Annotated in this window: 13 protein-coding genes; 9 read left to right on the top strand and 4 right to left on the bottom strand. The window is 61.9% G+C overall.

What is annotated here, in order from left to right:
- Positions 1-84: 84 nt before the first annotated feature.
- From recC to yfiB, 6 genes are read left to right on the top strand one after another with little or no spacing between them, the layout of a single operon-like run.
- Positions 85-3,537: an exodeoxyribonuclease V subunit gamma gene (recC, locus tag DYL59_RS15070; RefSeq protein WP_135289910.1), complete on the top strand. Its 3,453-nt coding sequence runs from the start codon at positions 85-87 to the stop codon at positions 3,535-3,537.
- Positions 3,534-7,208 (top strand): exodeoxyribonuclease V subunit beta, encoded by a 3,675-nt coding sequence (gene recB, locus DYL59_RS15065; protein ID WP_135289909.1) that lies wholly within the window; start codon positions 3,534-3,536, stop codon positions 7,206-7,208. The genes recC and recB overlap by 4 nt, the downstream gene beginning before the upstream one ends.
- Positions 7,205-9,313 (top strand): exodeoxyribonuclease V subunit alpha, encoded by a 2,109-nt coding sequence (gene recD, locus DYL59_RS15060; RefSeq protein ID WP_135289908.1) that lies wholly within the window; start codon positions 7,205-7,207, stop codon positions 9,311-9,313. The genes recB and recD overlap by 4 nt, the downstream gene beginning before the upstream one ends.
- Positions 9,314-9,325: 12 nt before the next feature.
- Positions 9,326-9,901: a regulatory sequestration protein YfiR gene (gene yfiR / locus DYL59_RS15055; protein WP_135289907.1), complete on the top strand. Its 576-nt coding sequence runs from the start codon at positions 9,326-9,328 to the stop codon at positions 9,899-9,901.
- On the top strand, positions 9,898-11,160 hold the full coding sequence (dgcN, locus tag DYL59_RS15050) for a diguanylate cyclase DgcN/YfiN (RefSeq protein WP_135289906.1): 1,263 nt from the start codon (positions 9,898-9,900) through the stop codon (positions 11,158-11,160). Before yfiR ends, dgcN begins: the two co-directional genes overlap by 4 nt.
- Before the next feature lie 3 nt (positions 11,161-11,163).
- Positions 11,164-11,655, top strand: a complete 492-nt coding sequence (gene yfiB, locus DYL59_RS15045) for an outer membrane lipoprotein YfiB (protein ID WP_135289905.1) — start codon at positions 11,164-11,166, stop codon at positions 11,653-11,655.
- A gap of 96 nt (positions 11,656-11,751) precedes the next feature.
- Here yfiB and DYL59_RS15040 read toward each other — a convergent pair whose 3' ends face one another.
- Positions 11,752-12,699, bottom strand: a complete 948-nt coding sequence (locus DYL59_RS15040) for a LysR family transcriptional regulator (protein ID WP_135289904.1) — start codon at positions 12,697-12,699, stop codon at positions 11,752-11,754.
- Between the two features lie 133 nt (positions 12,700-12,832).
- Between DYL59_RS15040 and DYL59_RS15035 the strand changes: the two genes are divergently transcribed.
- A complete protein-coding gene (locus DYL59_RS15035) occupies positions 12,833-14,350 on the top strand; it encodes a CoA-acylating methylmalonate-semialdehyde dehydrogenase (protein WP_135289903.1) in 1,518 nt (505 codons plus the stop codon).
- 15 nt (positions 14,351-14,365) lie between these two features.
- The gene (gene mmsB, locus DYL59_RS15030) at positions 14,366-15,250 is read left to right on the top strand and encodes a 3-hydroxyisobutyrate dehydrogenase (protein ID WP_135289902.1); all 885 of its coding nucleotides are present in this window, start codon (positions 14,366-14,368) and stop codon (positions 15,248-15,250) included.
- A 99-nt stretch (positions 15,251-15,349) separates the two neighbouring features.
- Here mmsB and DYL59_RS15025 read toward each other — a convergent pair whose 3' ends face one another.
- From DYL59_RS15025 to DYL59_RS15015, 3 genes are all read right to left on the bottom strand, one after another.
- Positions 15,350-15,694, bottom strand: coding sequence for a cupin domain-containing protein (locus DYL59_RS15025; protein ID WP_010206533.1), 345 nt, complete (start codon positions 15,692-15,694; stop codon positions 15,350-15,352).
- Positions 15,695-15,816: 122 nt separating this feature from the next.
- Positions 15,817-17,217, bottom strand: a complete 1,401-nt coding sequence (locus DYL59_RS15020; protein WP_135289901.1) for an amino acid permease — start codon at positions 17,215-17,217, stop codon at positions 15,817-15,819.
- A 74-nt stretch (positions 17,218-17,291) separates the two neighbouring features.
- Positions 17,292-18,209 (bottom strand): LysR family transcriptional regulator, encoded by a 918-nt coding sequence (locus DYL59_RS15015; RefSeq protein ID WP_135289900.1) that lies wholly within the window; start codon positions 18,207-18,209, stop codon positions 17,292-17,294.
- Positions 18,210-18,397: 188 nt separating this feature from the next.
- Between DYL59_RS15015 and DYL59_RS15010 the strand changes: the two genes are divergently transcribed.
- The gene (locus DYL59_RS15010) at positions 18,398-19,162 is read left to right on the top strand and encodes a sulfite exporter TauE/SafE family protein (protein WP_135289899.1); all 765 of its coding nucleotides are present in this window, start codon (positions 18,398-18,400) and stop codon (positions 19,160-19,162) included.
- Positions 19,163-19,180: the final 18 nt, after the last annotated feature.

The following is a 19,180-nucleotide window of genomic DNA, read 5'->3' as shown; positions in this document are numbered from 1 at the left end:
CGGGAAAAGTGCGAAGAGGCTCATTACCCGGTCCTTCAATGCTAAAGTCCCTGCCTCGATTTTGCTTTTCCCAAGGAAGCCGTTATGCCGGATGCAACCTCCCTCAGTGCTGGATTCATGGTGGTTCACGGCAACCGCCTGGACGAATTGCGCAGCCTGGTGGTCAGTTGGATGCGCCGCTATCCCCTGGCTCCGCTGGAAAACGAAATCGCCTTGGTACAGAGCAATGGCATCGCCCAGTGGCTCAAGTTGGCGCTGGCTGAAGACCCCGAAGAAGAGGATATGGGCGGCTGTGGCATTGCTGCCGCAATCGACGTACAACTCCCCGGCAGCTTCATGTGGCAGCTTTACCGTATGGTCTTGGGGCGCGACGCCATTCCCCCAAAATCCCTACTCGATAAAGCCCCGCTGACGTGGCGCCTGATGCGCTTGCTCCCGGAGGTCATCAATCAACCGCACTTCGAGCCGCTGCAACGCTTCCTTACCCAAGATACCGACCTGCGTAAACGCTACCAACTTGCCGAGCGTCTGGCCGACCTGTTCGACCAATATCAGGTCTACCGTGCAGATTGGCTCGAAGACTGGGCCGCTGGCCGTCACCAATTGCGCAACGGTCGAGGTGAAGCCAAACCCCTCAACCCCGCCAACTGCTGGCAAGCCGAATTGTGGCGCGCACTGTTGCTGGATGTAGGCGAAGAAGGCATGGCAGAAAGCCGAGCTGGCGTACATCAACGCTTTATCGAACGCATCACCACCCTTGAGCAAGCCCCTCCAGGCCTGCCTTCACGGGTCATCGTTTTTGGTATCTCTTCGTTGCCCGCCCAAGCGTTGGAAGCCCTGGCTGGCCTGGCCAGATTCAGCCAGGTCCTGCTGTGCGTGCACAACCCTTGTCGCCATCACTGGTCCGACATCGTTGCCGACAAAGACCTGCTGCGTAACGAATACAAACGTCAGGCGCGCAAAGCCGGCATGCCGGTCACCATCGACCCACAAACCCTACACCAACACGCCCATCCACTGCTGGCGGCCTGGGGCAAACAAGGTCGCGACTACATCAGCCTATTGGACAGCTACGACGACCCCAACAGCTACCGCGCAGCATTTCGCGACGGGCGCATCGACTTGTTCAGCGACAGCGAGCCCACCACGCTGCTCAATCAGCTTCAGGACGACATCCTCGAACTACGCCCACTCAATGAAACCCGCGACCTATGGCCTGCCGTCGATCTGGAGCAGGACACTTCCATCCGTTTCCACATCGCCCACAGCGCCCAGCGCGAAGTGGAAATCCTCCACGACCAACTGCTCCAACGCTTCAGCGCCGATCCCACACTGCGTCCTCGGGACATCATCGTCATGGTCCCCGACGTCGACAGCTATGCCCCCCATATTCGCGCAGTGTTCGGCCAGCTTGAAAGAAGCGATCCCCGCTTTATCCCCTTTACCCTGACGGACCAAGGCCAGCGTGGTCGAGACCCGCTGCTGATCGCCGTCGAACACCTGCTCAAGCTGCCCGACAGCCGCTTCCCTGTCAGCGAAATTCTTGACCTGCTCGACGTGCCGGCCCTGCGCGAACGCTTTGCGATCAAGGAGCGCGACCTACCCACGTTGCACCGTTGGATCGAAGGGGCAGGCATCCGTTGGGGGCTCAACGCCGAACAGCGTGCGGGCCTCGGTCTGCCCGGCGAACTGGAACAAAACAGTTGGAGGTTCGGCCTGCGCCGCATGTTGCTCGGCTATGCCGTTGGAACCGGTGCAGCTTGTGAGGGCATCGAGCCCTACGATGAAATCGGCGGCCTCGACGCCGCACTGATCGGCCCTTTGGTTGCTCTGCTCGACGCGCTCAATGATGCGCATCAAGCCCTAAAGCAACCCGCAACGCCCCAAGCATGGGGCGAACGTCTACAGCGCCTGATGCAACTGTTCTTCCTGCCCAGCAGTGAACACGACGACTACCTGTTGGGCCAACTTGAGCAACTCAGGGAGACCTGGTTGGAAACCTGCGAGTCCGTAGGCTTACAGGACGAGTTACCACTCACCGTAGTCCGTGAGGCCTGGCTGGCTGGTCTGGATCAAGGTCGCCTGTCCCAACGTTTCCTCGCTGGGGCTGTCAATTTTTGTACCCTGATGCCCATGCGTGCGATCCCTTTCAAGCTCGTCTGCCTGCTGGGCATGAACGATGGCGACTACCCGCGTGCACAGCCGCCGCTGGACTTCGACCTGATGGGCAGCGACTACCGTCCCGGCGACCGCTCACGTCGCGAAGACGACCGCTACCTGCTGCTCGAAGCGCTGCTGTCAGCCCGCGACCAGCTCTACATCAGCTGGGTTGGCCGCAGCATTCGCGATAACAGTGATCGCCCGGCGTCAGTGTTGATCGGCCAACTGCGCGATCACCTTGCTAGCGGCTGGCACCTTGCAAATACTGAAGACCCTTTGATCGACGCCATGACGCAAGCGCATCCACTGCAGCCCTTCAGTGCCCGTTACTTCCACGCAGGCGACCCGCTCTTCAGCTACGCCCGTGAATGGCAGTTGCTTCATGAAACCCGCGAGGTCGGCTCACAAGAGCACGAGTTGCCGCCGCACCAACAGGAAGAACCCCTGACCCTTGGTCAGTTGCAGGACTTCCTGCGCAATCCGGTCAAACATTTCTTCAGCCAACGTCTGAAGGTGTTCTTTGAAGCCGCCGAAGTACCGCTGGCGGACGAGGAACCCTTCGTCCTGGATGCGCTACAACGCTACAGCCTGAGCGACAGCCTGCTGAACGCCGCGCTGAGTCAGCCCGACCAACTTGACCAGGCCCTCAATGCCCAGGCTTTGCGCCTACAAGGCAGCGGCCTTCTGCCGATGGTGGGTTTCGGCGAATGCCTGCGTCATGAACTGATCGAGCCTTTGCCTGATCTGCTGCAACGCTACCAACAACTGCTAGCCCTCTGGCCAACCCCGCACACAGGTGCGGAACCTATCAGTTTTGAGCATCAAGGGATTGAGTTGGAGGGGTGGATCAGTGGCCTGCATCGACGCAGTGATGGCGGATTGTTAAGCGTGACCGCCATCCCCAACAGCATTGGATCGATCAAGAGTCGCAAGTGGCACCGCCTGATTCGGCCTTGGGTCAATCACGTCGTCGCCTGCGCTTGTGGGCTGCCGCTGAGCACCGGCCTGGTCGCCAGTGATGACACTTTGCTTCTACCGCCGCTGGACGTAACCATCGCCCAAGATATCCTCGGCAACCTGTTGCTGGCCTGGCACGCCGGGATGAAATCACCGCTACCTGTCGCCGTCAAAACAGCCTTCGCCTGGCTCGGCCAAACCGACCCTGGCAAGGCTGAAGCCGCCGCCCACAAGGCCTACGAAGGCGATGGCATCAACACGGATGGTGAGCGCCGCGAAACCCCAGCGCTCACTCGGCAGTTTCCCGACTACGCCGCACTCATCGCCAGCGAAGAGTTCGAAGGTTGGTGTGAAACCCTGTATCGCCCCCTGATCAACGCCCCATGGCGATCACTCACCGGCGAGGAGGCGAGCGCATGAGCAGCATACCCTTGGCCCTGGCCTTCCCGCTCAAAGGCAGCCAACTGATCGAAGCCAGTGCCGGCACCGGCAAAACCTTCACCATTTCGGCACTGTACCTGCGCCTGGTGCTCGGTAACGGTGGCGATGAATCAGGCTTTGGCCGCGAACTGCTGCCGCCGCAAATCCTCGTCGTGACCTTCACTGATGCCGCCACCAAGGAGCTGCGCGAGCGTATTCGCACCCGCCTGGCCGAAGCTGCACGGTTCTTTCGCGGCGAAATCGAAAAGCTCGACCCGCTGATCACTGACCTGCGCGACCAATACCTCCCGGAGCAATGGCCCGCCTGCGCCAACCGGCTGGATATCGCTGCGCAATGGATGGACGAAGCGGCCGTCTCGACCATCCACAGTTGGTGCCAACGCATGCTGCGCGAGCATGCCTTCGACAGTGGCAGCCTGTTCACCCAAACCTTGGAAACCGACCACAGCGACTTGCTCGGCGAAGTGTTGCGCGATTACTGGCGGCTGTTCTGTTACCCCATGCGTGACGATGCGCTCAACTGGGTGCGCAATAACTGGGGCGGCCCGGCGGCGTTGATGCCACGGGTACGCGCCCTGTTTGGCAGCGACAGGCCGACTGACGAAACCCGTGAGCCGGCCGAGCTCATCAACGCCTGTCTTCAAGAGCGCCGCGAGGCACTTAAAACCCTCAAGGCCCCCTGGCAGCAGTGGGCCGTCGAGCTACGCGATATTTGCCTGCAAGCCGTGGCCGCCAAAGCGGTGGACGGGCGCAAGATGCAGGCCCGCTACTTCGAGCCCTGGTTCGAAAAAATCAGTGCCTGGGCCGCCGACGAAACCCTTGAACAACTGGACATCGGCACCGGCTTCACCCGCCTGACGCCAGACGGCATGGCCGAAGCCTGGAAGGGCGAGCCGCCACGTCACCCCGGCATCGACGCAATGGCCGGCCTCAAGGCCGCACTCGACGCGCTGCCAACCCCTGATGCCGCCGTGTTGCAACACGCTGCCAGCTGGGTGGGCAAACGCTTTGAAGAAGAAAAACGTCGCCGTGCCGAAATGGGCTTTGACGACATGCTCATCCGCCTCAACGCCGCCCTGCAATCGGACGGCGGCGAGCGTCTGGCCAATGTGATTCGCGAGCAATTCCCGGTGGCGCTGATCGATGAATTCCAAGACACGGACCCGGTGCAATACAGCATCTTCGACAGCATCTATCGCATCGAAGAAAACCACCTCGACAGTGGCCTGTTCCTGATCGGCGACCCCAAGCAGGCGATCTACGCCTTCCGTGGCGCCGACATCTACACCTACCTGCGCGCGCGCCAGTCCACTACCGGCCGCCACCATACCCTGGGCACCAACTTTCGCTCCAGCCACGCGATGGTCGAGGCAGTCAACCATGTGTTCCAACGTGCGGAAACCGGGCGTGGTGCCTTCCTGTTTCGTACGCCCGATGGCGAAAACCCGGTGCCGTTCCAGTCGGTGCTCTCCCAGGGGCGCAAGGAGCAATTGCAGGTCGATGGCCAAACACTCCCAGCGCTGAATCTGTGGCAGTTGCCCACCGATCAGCCGGTTTCCAACGCGGTGTATCGCCAGCAACTGGCTGGCGCCTGTGCCACGCAGATTGTTGAATTGCTCAACGGCGGGCAACAGGGGCGTGCAGGTTTCCTACAGCCTGACAGCAGCTTCAAAGGCGTACTTCCGTCGGACATCGCCATCCTCGTGCGCGATGGCAAGGAAGCCCAGGCCGTGCGCGCCGAACTCGCCGACCGGGGTGTGCGCAGTGTGTACCTGTCCGACAAGGACTCAGTCTTCGCCGCCCAGGAAGCCCATGACCTGCTGGCCTGGCTCAAAGCCTGCGCCGAGCCGGACGTCGAACGCCCGCTACGCGCTGCGCTCGCTTGCGTCACCCTGAACCTGTCACTGCCTGAACTTGAGCGTCTGAACCAGGACGAACTGGCGTGGGAAACCCGCGTGATGCAGTTCCGTGGCTATCGCGCGATCTGGCGTACCCAGGGCGTGCTGCCGATGCTGCGTCGCCTGCTTCACGACTTCAAGTTGCCGCAAACCCTGATCGCCCGCAGCGATGGCGAGCGCGTGTTGACCAACCTGTTGCACCTCAGCGAATTGCTGCAACAGGCCGCCTCCGAACTCGATGGCGAACAAGCCCTGATCCGTCACCTGGCCGAGCATCTGGCGCTGTCGGGTCAGGCCGGTGAGGAACAGATCCTGCGCCTGGAAAGCGATGAGCAACTGGTCAAGGTGGTCACTATCCACAAATCCAAGGGGTTGGAATACGACCTGGTGTTCCTGCCCTTTATCTGCTCGGCCAAGCCAGTGGATGGCAGCCGCTTGCCCCTTCACTATCACGACGAAACCGGCAGGTCCCACGTCAGCCTGCGCCCGACCGCCGAGTTGATCGCCCAGGCCGACGATGAACGTCTGGCCGAAGACCTGCGCCTGCTCTACGTGGCCCTGACCCGCGCCAAACATGCTTGTTGGCTGGGCATCGCCGACCTCAAACGCGGCAACAGCAACACCTCGGTATTGCACCTCTCGGCCCTGGGCTACTTGCTTGGCGGCGGTGCCTCGCTGGGCGAGTCCGCCGGCCTGGCGCGCTGGCTGCTGGATCTGCAGCAAGGCTGCCCGGCCATCCACTACGCGCAGGTGCCTGACGCACAAGACACCCTGTTTCACCCGCCGCGCAACGAAGCCACCTTGCTTGCGCCCTTGCTGCCTGCGCGCAAGGCTGCCGAAAACTGGTGGATTGCGTCCTACAGCGCCTTGCGCATCGGCGACAGCATGAGTGCTGCCACGCTGGAGGCTCCCGAAAGCCCACAAGCCCAGAAGCTGTTCGATGACGAACGCCTGGACCCCGACGCACCGCGCGAAGTGGCGGCGTCCGGCGGCGATATCCACCGTTTCCCACGCGGGCCGAATCCCGGTACCTTCCTTCATGGCTTGCTCGAATGGGCCGGCGGCGAGGGCTTCAACGTCAGCCCGCCAGACATCGAAAAAGCCGTGGGCGCCCGCTGCAACCGCCGCAACTGGGAAGGCTGGATCACCACCCTCAGCGCTTGGCTGGGCCATTTGCTGCACACGCCGCTACCTGTGGATAACGGCCACGTCAGCCTTGGCGACCTGAAGCAGTACCAGATCGAAATGGAGTTCTGGTTCGCCAGCCACAAGGTCGATGTGCTTGCCCTGGATAAACTGGTTTGCCAGCACACCCATAACGGCGTGTCTCGCGTTGCCGCTGAATCGGTGTTGCTCAACGGCATGTTCAAGGGCTTTATCGACCTGACCTTCGAACACGACGGTCGCTATTACGTGGCGGACTACAAGTCCAACTGGCTCGGCCCTGACGATTCGGCCTACACGCAGGAGGCCATGGAACAGTCGATCCTCGACCATCGGTACGACCTGCAATACGTGCTTTACCTACTGGCCTTGCATCGCCAGCTCAAAGCACGCCTGCCGGACTACGACTACGACCGTCATGTTGGCGGTGCGCTTTACCTGTTCTTGCGGGGCACTCAGTCCGCCAGCCAGGGTGCGTATTTCACCCGGCCGCCACGCGCGCTGATCGAAAGCCTGGACCTGATGTTCCAGGGCAAACCCATCCCGCCCAAGGTCGAGCCCGCCTGGGAACAAGGAGTCCTGCTATGAGCCTGTCGCCGTTACCGCTTGAGGAACTGATGCCTCTGAGCCGCGCCGCCGACCTGGTGCAACTGCTGGAGCGTTGGGTTGATCGCGGTTGGCTGCGCGCCTTGGACAAAGCCTTCGTCGGCTTCCTGAATGAGCTGGACCCGCAGGCCGACCCCTTGGTGCTGTTGGCGGCAGCCTTGACCAGCCACCAGTTGGGCCACGGCCATGTGTGCCTGGACCTGTTCGAAACCCTCAAGGCACCGGACTTCGCGCTGTCCCTGCCGCCCGAAGGCGACCTGCAAACCGGCGCCATGTTGTTGCCGTCCCAATTGCTCGATGGCCTCGACGGCGCCCACTGGTGCCATGCCCTGGCCTCCAGCCGCTTGGTCGCGCTGGCGGTGGATGGCAGTGAGTCGGCCCAAAGCCGCCCATTGGTGCTGGCCGGCAAGCGCCTGTACCTGCGACGCTACTGGACTTACGAGCGGCGTATCGACAGCGCCCTGCGTGTGCGCCTCGCCACCCAGGAAAACATCGCCGCCGACCTGCCTCAGCGCTTGAACACGCTGTTCGACCAACCGCCACCCGATGGCGTGATCGACTGGCAAAAACTTGCCTGTGCCCTGGCCACGCGCGGTGCCTTCAGCATCGTCACCGGCGGCCCAGGCACCGGCAAGACCACCACGGTGGTGCGCCTGCTCGCCTTGCTGCAAGCGCCTGCCGTAGAAGCCGGCAGCCCGCTGCGCATTCGGCTGGCGGCGCCTACCGGTAAAGCCGCCGCGCGTCTGACCGAGTCCATCAGCCAGCAAGTCCAGTCGCTGACCGTTCCTGAAAACGTGCGGGAAAAAATCCCGACCCAGGTCACCACCGTTCACCGCTTGCTGGGCAGTCGGCCGGGTACCCGTCACTTCCGTCACCACATCGGCAACCCGTTGCCCTTGGATGTGCTGGTGGTGGACGAAGCTTCGATGATCGACCTGGAAATGATGGCGAACCTGCTGGACGCCTTGCCGCCCCATGCCCGTTTGGTTTTGCTCGGCGACAAGGATCAACTGGCGTCGGTTGAAGCGGGCGCTGTGCTCGGTGACTTGTGCCGCGATGCCGAAGCCGGCTGGTACAGCCCCCATACCCGCCAATGGCTGCAAACCGTCAGTGGCGAAAACCTCAGCGCCAGCGGCCTGCAGGAAGACCTCGACGACAGCCACCCCCTGGCCCAGCAAGTGGTGATGTTGCGTTACTCGCGCCGTTTCGGCGAAGGCAGCGGCATTGGCCAATTGGCGCGCTGGGTCAACCAGATGAACGCCGATGAGGCGCGCAAATTGTTGCGTATCGGCAGCCATACCGACCTGTTCTGCGTGAGCCTCAAGGGTGAGCACGACCACGCCCTTGAGCGCCTGGTACTGGACGGGCAGGGCAGCGAGGGCGCCCAGGGTTATCGCTATTACCTGAGCCTGCTGCACAGTGCGCGCCCGTCCCTCGATACCCCGCGTGACAGCGAAGCCTGGACCCACTGGGCCCAACAACTGCTGCACGCCTTCGATGCGTTCCAACTGCTCTGCGCCGTGCGCAAAGGCCCCTGGGGCGTCGAAGGCTTGAATCTGCGCATCACCGCTGCCCTGCGCAAAGTGCGGCTGATCGAGGGCGATGAGCAATGGTACGAAGGTCGTCCGGTATTGATGACCCGCAACGATTACGGTCTGGGCCTGATGAACGGCGATATTGGCATCGCCCTCAAACTGCCCGAAAGCGACGGTGGCCCCCAGGTGCTGCGCGTTGCCTTCCCACGTAACGACGGCCAGGGCGGTGTGCGTTTTGTACTGCCTAGCCGCCTGAATGATGTGGAAACCGTGTACGCCATGACCGTGCACAAATCCCAGGGATCGGAGTTCACCCACACGGCGTTGATCCTGCCGGATGCCCTGAACCCGGTGTTGACCAAAGAGCTGATCTACACCGGTATCACCCGGGCCAAACGTTGGTTCAGTCTGATCGAACCCCGTGGCGGCGTGTTTGAAGAAGCGGTACGGCGCAAGGTCAAGCGCTTGAGCGGTTTGATGCTGGAGTTGGGTGGAGAGTCAGAAATATCTGACGCTGTGCTATCGTTGCGGCATCATCCAAAAAACACCTGAGAGAAACGCTGCATGAACGTGGCTGTCTCGCCTACAGAGCGCAGTTCGAGCTGGAGACGCATGCTGCTGGTGGCGTTTCTGTGTGCCTTTGTCCCACACGCCTTCGCCCTGGCGGCCGGCCCTGTCGACACGGCCGATCACCGGGCGCAAGCCGTCACCCAAGTGGTCCTGGGCATCCTCAGTTATGCCCGTTGGCCGGTGGAGCCTGCACAATTGCGGTTGTGCATCGTCGGGCCCACCCAGTACACCGATGACCTGATCAAGGGCACCACCCAGGCCACCGGCCGTCCAGTGGTGGTGCGACGCCTGTTGGCCGATCACCCCGATATCGTCGATGCCTGCGACGCTGTCTATATCGGCAAGCTCACCGCGGATGAACGCAGCCAACTGTTTGCCTCATTGATCGGCCATCCGGTGCTCAGCATCAGCGAAGGTGGCGACCAGTGCACCGTGGGCAGTCTGTTTTGCCTGCGAGTGGGCGATGAGCAGGTGTCGTTCGAGGTCAACCTCGACTCCGTGGCCCGCAGCGGCGTGCGCATTCATCCCAGTGTGTTGCAACTGTCCCGTCGCAGGGCCCCAGCGTCATGACCGGCGGGAAAGTGCGACCCACCCTGCGCGCAGTCATCGGCCGGGGGCACCTGATCCTGGCGCTGGTGGCCGTGACCCTGGCCAGCGTATCCCTGACCCTGCTCGGCGTGCTGGCGCTGCGGGTGTATGCCGAACACAACCTGCACCTGATCGCGCGCTCCATCAACTACACCGTGGAAGCGGCGGTGGTGTTCAACGACAGCGCGGCGGCCACCGAAGCCCTGAGCTTGATTGCCTCCACCGAAGAAGTGGCCCAGGCCGAAGTGTTCGATGCCAATGGCACATTATTGGCGCACTGGACGCGTCCCGACACCGGGATGCTCTCGCGGGTTGAACTGGAACTGGCCCATGCACTGCTCGAACAGCCCATCAGCCAGCCGATCCTGCACCAAGGCCGAACCATCGGCAGCATCCACCTGACGGGCCACGGGGGCAGCCTGCTGCGTTTCCTGCTCAGTGGCCTGGCCGGGATCCTGATTTGCACCGCCCTCAGCGCCTGGGTTGCGCTGGTTCTGGCACGACGGCTGTTGCGCGGCATCACCGGCCCGTTGCAAAGCCTTGCCGTCGTGGCCCATGCCGCCCGCAGCGAGCGCGACTTTGACCGCCGCGTGCCACCGGCGCAGATCGCCGAGCTGCACAGCCTGGGCAGTGACTTCAATGCCTTGCTCGGCGAAATGGAAGCCTGGCAGAGCCACCTGCAAAGCGAAAACGAAAGCCTCGCCCACCAGGCCAACCACGACAGCCTCACCGGTTTGCCCAACCGTGCGTTCTTTGAGGGCCGCTTGATTCGCGCCCTGCGTGGTGCCGCCAAGGCCAGGGAACAGCTTGCGGTGCTTTACCTCGACAGCGACCGTTTCAAAGAGATCAACGACAACTTCGGCCACGCCGCAGGCGATGCTGTACTGGTGGCGGTGGCTGACCGCGTGCGGGCGCAACTGCGTGAAGATGACCTGGTGGCGCGCCTGGGTGGCGATGAATTCGCGATCCTGCTGGCGCCGCTGCACAAACTCGAAGATGCCCAACGCATCGCCGACAACATCATCGCCAGCATGGACATGCCGATACCCGTGCCGGGCAACGCCCAGGTGTTGACCTCCCTCAGTATCGGCATCGCCCTTTACCCTGACCATGGCGCCACGCCCGGCACCTTGCTCAACGCCGCCGATGTGGCGATGTACCAGGCCAAGCGCCAATCCCAGGGTGGCCAGCACACGGCGGAGCCGGAGAGCTCCGTCGTCCATGTTCAACACAGGAGTTAACCCTTGTTCTCGACCGCGCGTTTCATGTTTATCACCCTGCTGGTGGCCTTGCTGGCCCTCGGTGGTTGCCAAACAGCGCCCCCCAAAGGCCTGACCCCGGCGCAGATCGCCGTTCTCAAGCAACAAGGCTTCGAGCTTACCGATGAAGGCTGGGCGTTCGGCCTGTCGGGCAAGGTCCTGTTTGGCAGCGACGTCGAAACGCTCAACCAACCCAGCGCCGACATCGTCCAACGTATCGGCAAGGCCCTGCTCGGCGTGGGCATCGAGCGGGTTCGAGTGGACGGCCACACCGACGCGTCCGGCAAAGAAATGTACAACCAGCAGTTGTCCCTGCGCCGCGCCAAAAGCGTGGCCACGGTACTCAAAGGCGTGGGCATGAAAGAAGAAAACATCGAGCTTCGTGGCCTGGGTAGCAGCGAACCGGTGGCGTCGAATACCACGGCGGCGGGGCGTACAGAGAACCGGCGGGTGTCGATTGTGGTGATTGCGGACTGAGCTGGCCCCACATTGCCAGATTGAAATGCAGTCCAAATGTGGGAGCGTCGAACCGCCGCTCCCACATTTTTGACCTGGGGTGTGCTTTAGATTCGGTCAGTCGGCAAAGCGCATCTCCCGCGTCTGCCCCATCAACAACCCCTGGTTCTGCTCCGTCACTTCCCTGATGTAATCCCACAACAACGTAATCCGCTTCAACTTGCGCAAATCCTCGCGGCAATACATCCAGAACTGCCGCGTCAGCGTGATCTCCTGCGCCAGCACCGGCAACAACCGCGGATCCTGCGCCGCCAGAAAACACGGCAATATCGCCATCGACCGGCCCTGCTGCGCCGCCACGTACTGTGCAATCACGCTGGTACTGCGCAGGCTGGCGCTGGCGCCGGGTACGACGTTGGCCAGGTACAGCAACTCGGAGCTGAACGCCAGGTCGTCCACATAGCTGATAAACGGATGCTCCGCCAAATCCGTCGGGCGTTGGATGGGCGGGTGTTGGTCGAGGTATTCCTGGGTGGCGTATAGCTGCAACGTGTAGTCGCACAGTTTGCAGCACACATAGGGCCCGTGTTCCGGGCGTTCCAGGGCGATGACGATGTCGGCTTCGCGCTTGGACAGGCTGATGAAGTGGGGCAGGGGCAGGATGTCTACCGAGATCGCCGGGTAGGTGTCGACGAAATGGCTCAACTGCGGGGTGACGAAGAAGCTGCCGAAACCTTCGGTGCAGCCCATGCGCACATGGCCGGACAGCGCCACGCCAGAGCCGGAGACTTGTTCGCAGGCCATGTGCAGGGTGCTTTCGATGGACTCGGCATAGCCCAGCAAGCGCTGGCCCTCGGTGGTGAGCACGAAGCCGTTGGTCCGCGACTTTTCGAACAGCAGCGTGCCGAGGGACACTTCCAGCGAACTGATGCGCCGCGACACCGTGGTGTAGTCCACCGCCAGGCGCTTGGCGGCCACGCTGGCCTTGCGGGTGCGGGCCACTTCGAGAAAAAACTTCAGGTCATCCCAGTTCAGGGAACCCAGTGATGTGATGTTTTTTTGCATATTGGACCGGCTTATATGTGCGTTCTTATTAGAAGTTTGCACATCTATACTCCAAAAACAGTCCGAACGCCTCATTCTTCAAGGCGGTTCAACGCCTTGGTTCTCTAGCATAAATATAAGATTTGGAGACCACATGAACGCATCTGCCGATATTTCCGTGCAACAGGTCAAGTTGCTGATCAATGGCGAGTGGGTCGAGTCCAAGACCACCGAGTGGCAAGACATCGTCAACCCGGCCACTCAAGAAGTACTGGCCAAAGTCCCGTTCGCTACTGCCGATGAAGTCAACGCCGCCATCGACGCCGCCCATCGTGCCTTCCAGACCTGGAAGCTGACGCCCATCGGCGCGCGCATGCGCATCATGCTCAAGCTGCAGGCGTTGATCCGCGAACATTCCAAACGCATTGCCGTGGTGCTGAGCAACGAGCAGGGCAAGACCATTGCCGATGCCGAAGGCGATATTTTCCGTGGCCTGGAGGTGGTGGAGCACGCGTGCTCCATTGGCACCTTGCAGATGGGCGAATTCGCCGAGAACGTTGCCGGCGGCGTCGACACCTACACCCTGCGCCAGCCCATCGGCGTGTGCGCCGGTATTACCCCGTTCAACTTCCCGGCGATGATTCCGCTGTGGATGTTCCCGATGGCGATTGCCTGCGGCAACACCTTCGTGCTCAAACCGTCTGAACAAGACCCGCTGTCGACCCTGCTGCTGGTGGAACTGGCGCTGGAGGCCGGGGTGCCGGCCGGCGTGCTCAACGTGGTGCATGGCGGCAAGGATGTGGTGGATGCGCTGTGCACCCATAAAGACATCAAGGCTGTGTCCTTCGTCGGCTCGACCGCGGTCGGCACCCACGTCTACGACCTGGCTGGCAAACACGGCAAGCGTGTGCAATCGATGATGGGTGCCAAGAACCACGCCGTGGTACTGCCGGACGCCAACCGTGAACATACCCTCAACGCCCTGGTGGGTGCCGGTTTTGGCGCGGCGGGCCAGCGTTGCATGGCCACCTCGGTGGTGGTGCTGGTGGGCGCGTCCAAGCAATGGCTGCCCGACCTGAAGGCGCTGGCGCAAAAACTCAAGGTCAACGCCGGCAGCGAGGCGGGCACGGATGTCGGCCCGGTGATCTCCAAGCGTGCCAAGGCGCGGATCCTGGACCTGATCGAAAGCGGCGTGAAAGAAGGTGCCAAGCTGGAACTGGACGGCCGTGACATCCAGGTGCCGGGCTTTGAGCAAGGTAACTTCGTTGGCCCGACCCTGTTTTCGGGCGTGACCACCGATATGCAAATCTACACCCAGGAAATCTTCGGCCCGGTGCTGGTGGTGATCGAAGTCGCGACCCTTGATGAGGCCATCGCCCTGGTCAACGCTAACCCCTTCGGCAACGGCACCGGCCTGTTCACCCAGAGCGGGGCGGCGGCGCGCAAGTTCCAGAGCGAAATCGATGTGGGCCAAGTGGGCATCAACATCCCGATCCCGGTGCCGGTGCCGTTCTTCAGCTTCACCGGTTCCCGTGGTTCCAAGCTCGGCGACCTCGGCCCGTATGGCAAACAAGTGGTGCAGTTCTACACCCAGACCAAGACCGTCACCAGCCGCTGGTTCGACGACGACACGGTCAACGATGGCGTCAACACCACCATCAACCTGCGCTGACTCCAGGAGACGACCATGAAGATTGCATTTATCGGCCTGGGCAACATGGGCGCGCCCATGGCCCGCAACCTGATCAAGGCTGGCCATGCGCTGAGCCTGTTTGACCTGAACCAGACCGTGCTCAAGGAACTGGCCGAACTGGGTGGCTCCATCAGTGATTCACCGCGCGATGCGGCCAGCGGCGCTGAACTGGTGATTACCATGCTGCCGGCCGCTGCCCACGTGCGCAGCGTGTGGCTCGGTGAAGACGGCGTGCTGGCAGGTATCGGCCAAGGTGTGCCAGCAGTGGATTGCAGCACCATCGACCCGCAAACCATCCGCGATGTAGCGGCGGCTGCAGCCAAGCAAGGGGTGGCGGTGGCCGATGCCCCGGTGTCCGGCGGCACGGGGGGGGCACAGGCGGGCACGTTGACCTTTATGGTCGGTGCCACCGCGCAATTGTTCGCCACCCTGCAACCGGTACTGGCGCAAATGGGCCGTAACATCGTGCACTGCGGCGATGTGGGTACCGGGCAAATCGCCAAGATCTGCAACAACCTGCTGCTGGGCATCAGCATGGTCGGTGTCAGCGAAGCCATGGCGTTGGGGGATGCGTTGGGGATCGACACCCAGGTGCTGGCGGGAATTATCAACAGCTCCACGGGGCGCTGCTGGAGTTCCGACACCTACAACCCATGGCCGGGGGTGATCGAGACCGCGCCGTCGTCCCGGGGGTACACCGGGGGCTTTGGTGCCGACCTGATGCTCAAGGATTTGGGGTTGGCCACTGAAGCGGCGCGCCAGGTGCACCAGCCGGTGATTCTCGGCGCCGTGGCGCAACAGTTGTACCAGTCGATGAGTCAGCGTGGGGAGGGGGGCAAGGACTTCTCGGCGATCATCAACAGCTATCGCAAACCGTAGGAGCGGAGCTTGCCCGCGAAAAACCGCGCTCATCCTGGATGAGCGCGTTTTCGTTGATGATCTTCGCGAGCAAGCTCGCTCCTACAGGGGGGGGCAGGCTCAGGCGAAGACGAAATACTTGCGCACGGTCTCAACCACTTCCCACGTGCCCTTCATCCCCGGCTCCACCACGAAGATATCCCCAGCCCGCAAGTGGATCGGCTCCAGGCCTTCCGGGGTGATGATGCAGTAGCCTTCCTGGAAGTGGCAGTATTCCCACTTTACGTAGTCCACGTACCACTTGCCCGGCGTACAGATCCAGGTGCCCATGATCTTGCTGCCGTCTTCGCTGGTGTAGGCGTTGAGGTTGACGGTGTGGGGGTCGCCTTCGAGCTTTTCCCATTTGCAGGCATCCAGGACCGGCAGGGGATGGGTGTCGCGCAGTACGGTGATGGGCTTGGACATGATGTCTCCGAGGCAGGGAATTCAGAGATGCACCCTAAGGCCTCGGCCGTGGCGACAGTGGTCTGAACTCGACATCGGGATGTCCAGAAGCGCTGCCTGGTGCGCAGCCGCTCCCACATGGGTTATTGGGTTGTAGCGACTGGCGTGTTTCTCACGCGCAACCGGTACGCAACGTAGATAATCCCCACCCACACCGGCATCGCAAACACCGAGTTGCGTATGCCCGGAATCGCCAGCATCACGCTGATGATCACTGCCATGAACGCCAGGCACAGGTAGTTGCTGAACGGGAACCAGAAGGTCTTGAACGACGGCGTCACGCCCTGCTCACCCATGGCCTTGCGGAACTTGATGTGGGTGATGCTGATCAGTGCCCAGTTGATCATCAACGAGGCAACCACCAGCGCGAACAGCAATTCCAGGGCACTTTGGGGTGCCACATAGTTGACCACCACACACAGCATCGTCACCAGCGCCGACACCGCCAGCGCGCGCAGCGGCACGCCTTGTTTGTTCAGCTTCATCAATGCTTTTGGCGCATCGCCTTGCTCGGCCAGGCCGAACAGCATGCGGCTGTTGCAGTACACGCCGCTGTTGTACACCGACAATGCTGCGGTCAGTACCACAAAGTTGAGGATGTGGGCCGCCGTGTCGTTACCGATCAGCGAGAAGATCTGCACGAATGGGCTACCGCTGTAGGCATCCCCCGACGCGCCAAGGGTTTGCAGCAACTGGTCCCATGGGTACAACGACAGCAGCACGGTCAGGGCGCCCACGTAGAAAATCAGGATGCGGTAGACCACCTGGTTGATCGCTTTCGGGATCACTTTGCGTGGCTCGCTGGCCTCGGCGGCGGTGATGCCCACCAGCTCCAGGCCACCGAACGAAAACATGATGAAGGCCATGGCCATCAACAGCCCCATGCCGCCATTGGGGAAGAACCCGCCGTGGCTCCAGAGGTTGCTGATGGACGCCTGGGGGCCACCGGTGCCGCTGAACAGCAGGTAGCAGCCAAGCAGGATCATGCCGATAATCGCCACCACCTTGATGATTGCGAACCAGAACTCGGCCTCACCAAAGAATTTCACGTTCAGGGTGTTGATCAGGTTGACCGCCGCAAAGAACACCAGCGCACTGACCCAGGTCGGGATCTCCGGCCACCAGAACTGGATGTATTTGCCCACTGCGGTCAATTCGGCCATGCCTACCAGCACATACAGCACCCAGTAGTTCCAGCCCGACAGGAAGCCCGCATAGCCGCCCCAGTATTTGTGGGCGAAGTGGCTGAACGAGCCGGCCACCGGTTCCTCGACGATCATTTCGCCGAGCTGGCGCATCATCAGGAACGCAATGAAACCTGCGATCGCATAGCCCAGGATCATCGACGGTCCTGCCGACTTGAGCACGCCCGCCGAGCCCAGAAATAGCCCCGTGCCAATCGCCCCTCCCAAGGCGATCAGTTGAATATGCCGGTTCTTCAGGCCACGCTTGAGGCCCACCGGGTTAACCATGTCATCCGCCATTAACGTTCCTTTCTACTTTTTCGCGAGGGTGATGCACACCGCATCTGCCCTTAGAACTGCTGAGGGGGCTGATATTACTCTGGGTCATCTGTTCGTAACACCGTGGCGCGTGCTGTTTTGGCCAACACTGCCAGCAGCGCGGCGGCATAGGCGGGCAGTTGGTCGAACGAGCGTGCACACAGTAACAGCGTTCGACAGGCCCACTCCTCGCGCAAAGGCTGTGCCTTGAAACGGCGCGCCAGTGGCCAGCGCTCCAGTGCGGCCTGGGGCACGATACCCAGGCCTGCGCCTCCGGATACCATGCGGATCAAGCCATCAAACCCCTCGGCGCGGATACGCGTCTGTAAGCGAAAACCCACGTGCAGCGCCTGCTCCTCCAGGTACACCGAGAGCGCGCTATGGGCGGTGAGCCCCACGTAGTCGTGTTGCAGGCTGTCGATGAAGCTGGCGCTGCGGGTGGCCAGTGGATGATCCAACGGCATGATCAGCACCAGCGGGTCATCGCGAAACGGCAGGGTCTGTAGGTCGTGGGTGTCCACGGCATCGGAAATTATCCCCAGGTCCGCCGTACCCTGGCGCAAGGCCTGGGTGATGCGCAGGCTTGGCAGCTCCTGCAGATCGATGTCGAGGTTGGGGTGTTCGCGCAAAAAATCCGCCAGCAGTTCCGGCAGGTATTCGCTGAGGGCGGTGGTGTTGCACAACAGGCGCACCTGGCCTTTGCTGCCGCTGGCGTATTCGGCCAGGTCCTGTTGCAGATGCTCGGCCTGTTGCAGCAGCAGGCGGGCGTGACGGGCCAGGGCAATGCCGGCAGGTGTGGGCGTGACGCCACGGCGGCCGCGCTCCAGGAATTCGACACCCAACGAGGCTTCCATGGCGCGGATGCGCGCGCTCGCGGCAGCCAGGGATAAATGGCTGCGGGCGGCGCCAGCGGTAATGTTGCCGGTGTCGAGGATGTGCAGGTAAAGGCGCAGGTCGATCAGGTCAAAGTGCATGGCTGAGTTCTCGGGTGACTGAGCTGGCCTCTTCGCGAGCAAGCCCGCTCCCACAGGTTGATGTGTGAACACATTCAAGTGTGGGAGCGGGCTTGCTCGCGAAGGCGGTATCAGCCTCGCGCAAAACAAGAGGCTGCCTCAGTATATGGCGAATTTCCAACCTCGCCCCAACCCCGCACAATCCCCCCATGAATACCTTCCTAGCGTTCTATCAAGACATCGGCCCCGCCCTGACCCTGCTGGTGTTCGGCACCTTCCTGCTGGCCGGCACGGTCAAAGGCGTGATCGGCCTCGGCCTGCCCACCGTTGCCATGGGTTTGCTCGGCCTGGCTATGCTGCCGGCGCAGGCTGCGGCCCTGCTGATTATTCCTTCAACCGTCACCAACCTTTGGCAACTGGCTTTCGGCGGTCACCTGAGCGCGCTGCTCAAACGGCTGTGGCCGATGTTGTTGCTGATTTTCCTCGGCACCGGGTTGGGTACGGTTTGGTTGGGCATGAACGGTGGCGGTTGGGTCGTTCACGCATTGGGCGGCGCGTTGTTGGTGTACGGGTTAAGTGGGTTGTTCCTGCCAACGTTCAGCGTAAAGCCTGAAACCGAGCGTTGGCTGGGCCCGCTCTGCGGTGTAATCACCGGCATCATTACCTCGGCAACCGGTGTGTTTGTGATCCCGGCGGTGCCGTATCTGCAAGCCCTGGGTTTGAACCGCGATCAGTTGGTGCAAGCGTTGGGGCTGTCGTTCACCGTCTCGACCCTGGCCCTGGCCGCCGGGCTGGCTTGGCGCGGTAGCCTGGGCGGGGGCGCATTCAATGCTTCGCTGCTGGCGCTGGTGCCCGCGTTGCTGGGTATGTGGCTGGGCCAGGTCGTGCGCCAACGCATCAGTGCGGTGTTGTTCAAGCGTGTGTTTTTTATCGGCATGGCGCTGTTGGGCGGCCATCTGCTGATCGAAGGTTAATAATTCACGGTCTATTCG

Origin of the sequence: Pseudomonas kairouanensis (assembly GCF_004682055.1) — a bacterium.
In the GTDB taxonomy this organism is placed as follows: domain Bacteria; phylum Pseudomonadota; class Gammaproteobacteria; order Pseudomonadales; family Pseudomonadaceae; genus Aquipseudomonas; species Aquipseudomonas kairouanensis.
This window is presented reverse-complemented; position numbering and strand designations above follow the sequence as displayed.

Coding starts and splice junctions, on each gene's coding strand:
- recC (WP_135289910.1), top strand. CDS start 85: ATGCCGGATGCAACCTCCCTCAGTGCTGGATTCATGGTGGTTCACGGC.
- DYL59_RS15035 (WP_135289903.1), top strand. CDS start 12,833: ATGAACGCATCTGCCGATATTTCCGTGCAACAGGTCAAGTTGCTGATC.
- DYL59_RS15025 (WP_010206533.1), bottom strand. CDS start 15,694: ATGTCCAAGCCCATCACCGTACTGCGCGACACCCATCCCCTGCCGGTC.
- dgcN (WP_135289906.1), top strand. CDS start 9,898: ATGACCGGCGGGAAAGTGCGACCCACCCTGCGCGCAGTCATCGGCCGG.
- recB (WP_135289909.1), top strand. CDS start 3,534: ATGAGCAGCATACCCTTGGCCCTGGCCTTCCCGCTCAAAGGCAGCCAA.
- DYL59_RS15020 (WP_135289901.1), bottom strand. CDS start 17,217: ATGGCGGATGACATGGTTAACCCGGTGGGCCTCAAGCGTGGCCTGAAG.
- mmsB (WP_135289902.1), top strand. CDS start 14,366: ATGAAGATTGCATTTATCGGCCTGGGCAACATGGGCGCGCCCATGGCC.
- DYL59_RS15010 (WP_135289899.1), top strand. CDS start 18,398: ATGAATACCTTCCTAGCGTTCTATCAAGACATCGGCCCCGCCCTGACC.
- DYL59_RS15015 (WP_135289900.1), bottom strand. CDS start 18,209: ATGCACTTTGACCTGATCGACCTGCGCCTTTACCTGCACATCCTCGAC.
- recD (WP_135289908.1), top strand. CDS start 7,205: ATGAGCCTGTCGCCGTTACCGCTTGAGGAACTGATGCCTCTGAGCCGC.
- yfiR (WP_135289907.1), top strand. CDS start 9,326: ATGAACGTGGCTGTCTCGCCTACAGAGCGCAGTTCGAGCTGGAGACGC.
- DYL59_RS15040 (WP_135289904.1), bottom strand. CDS start 12,699: ATGCAAAAAAACATCACATCACTGGGTTCCCTGAACTGGGATGACCTG.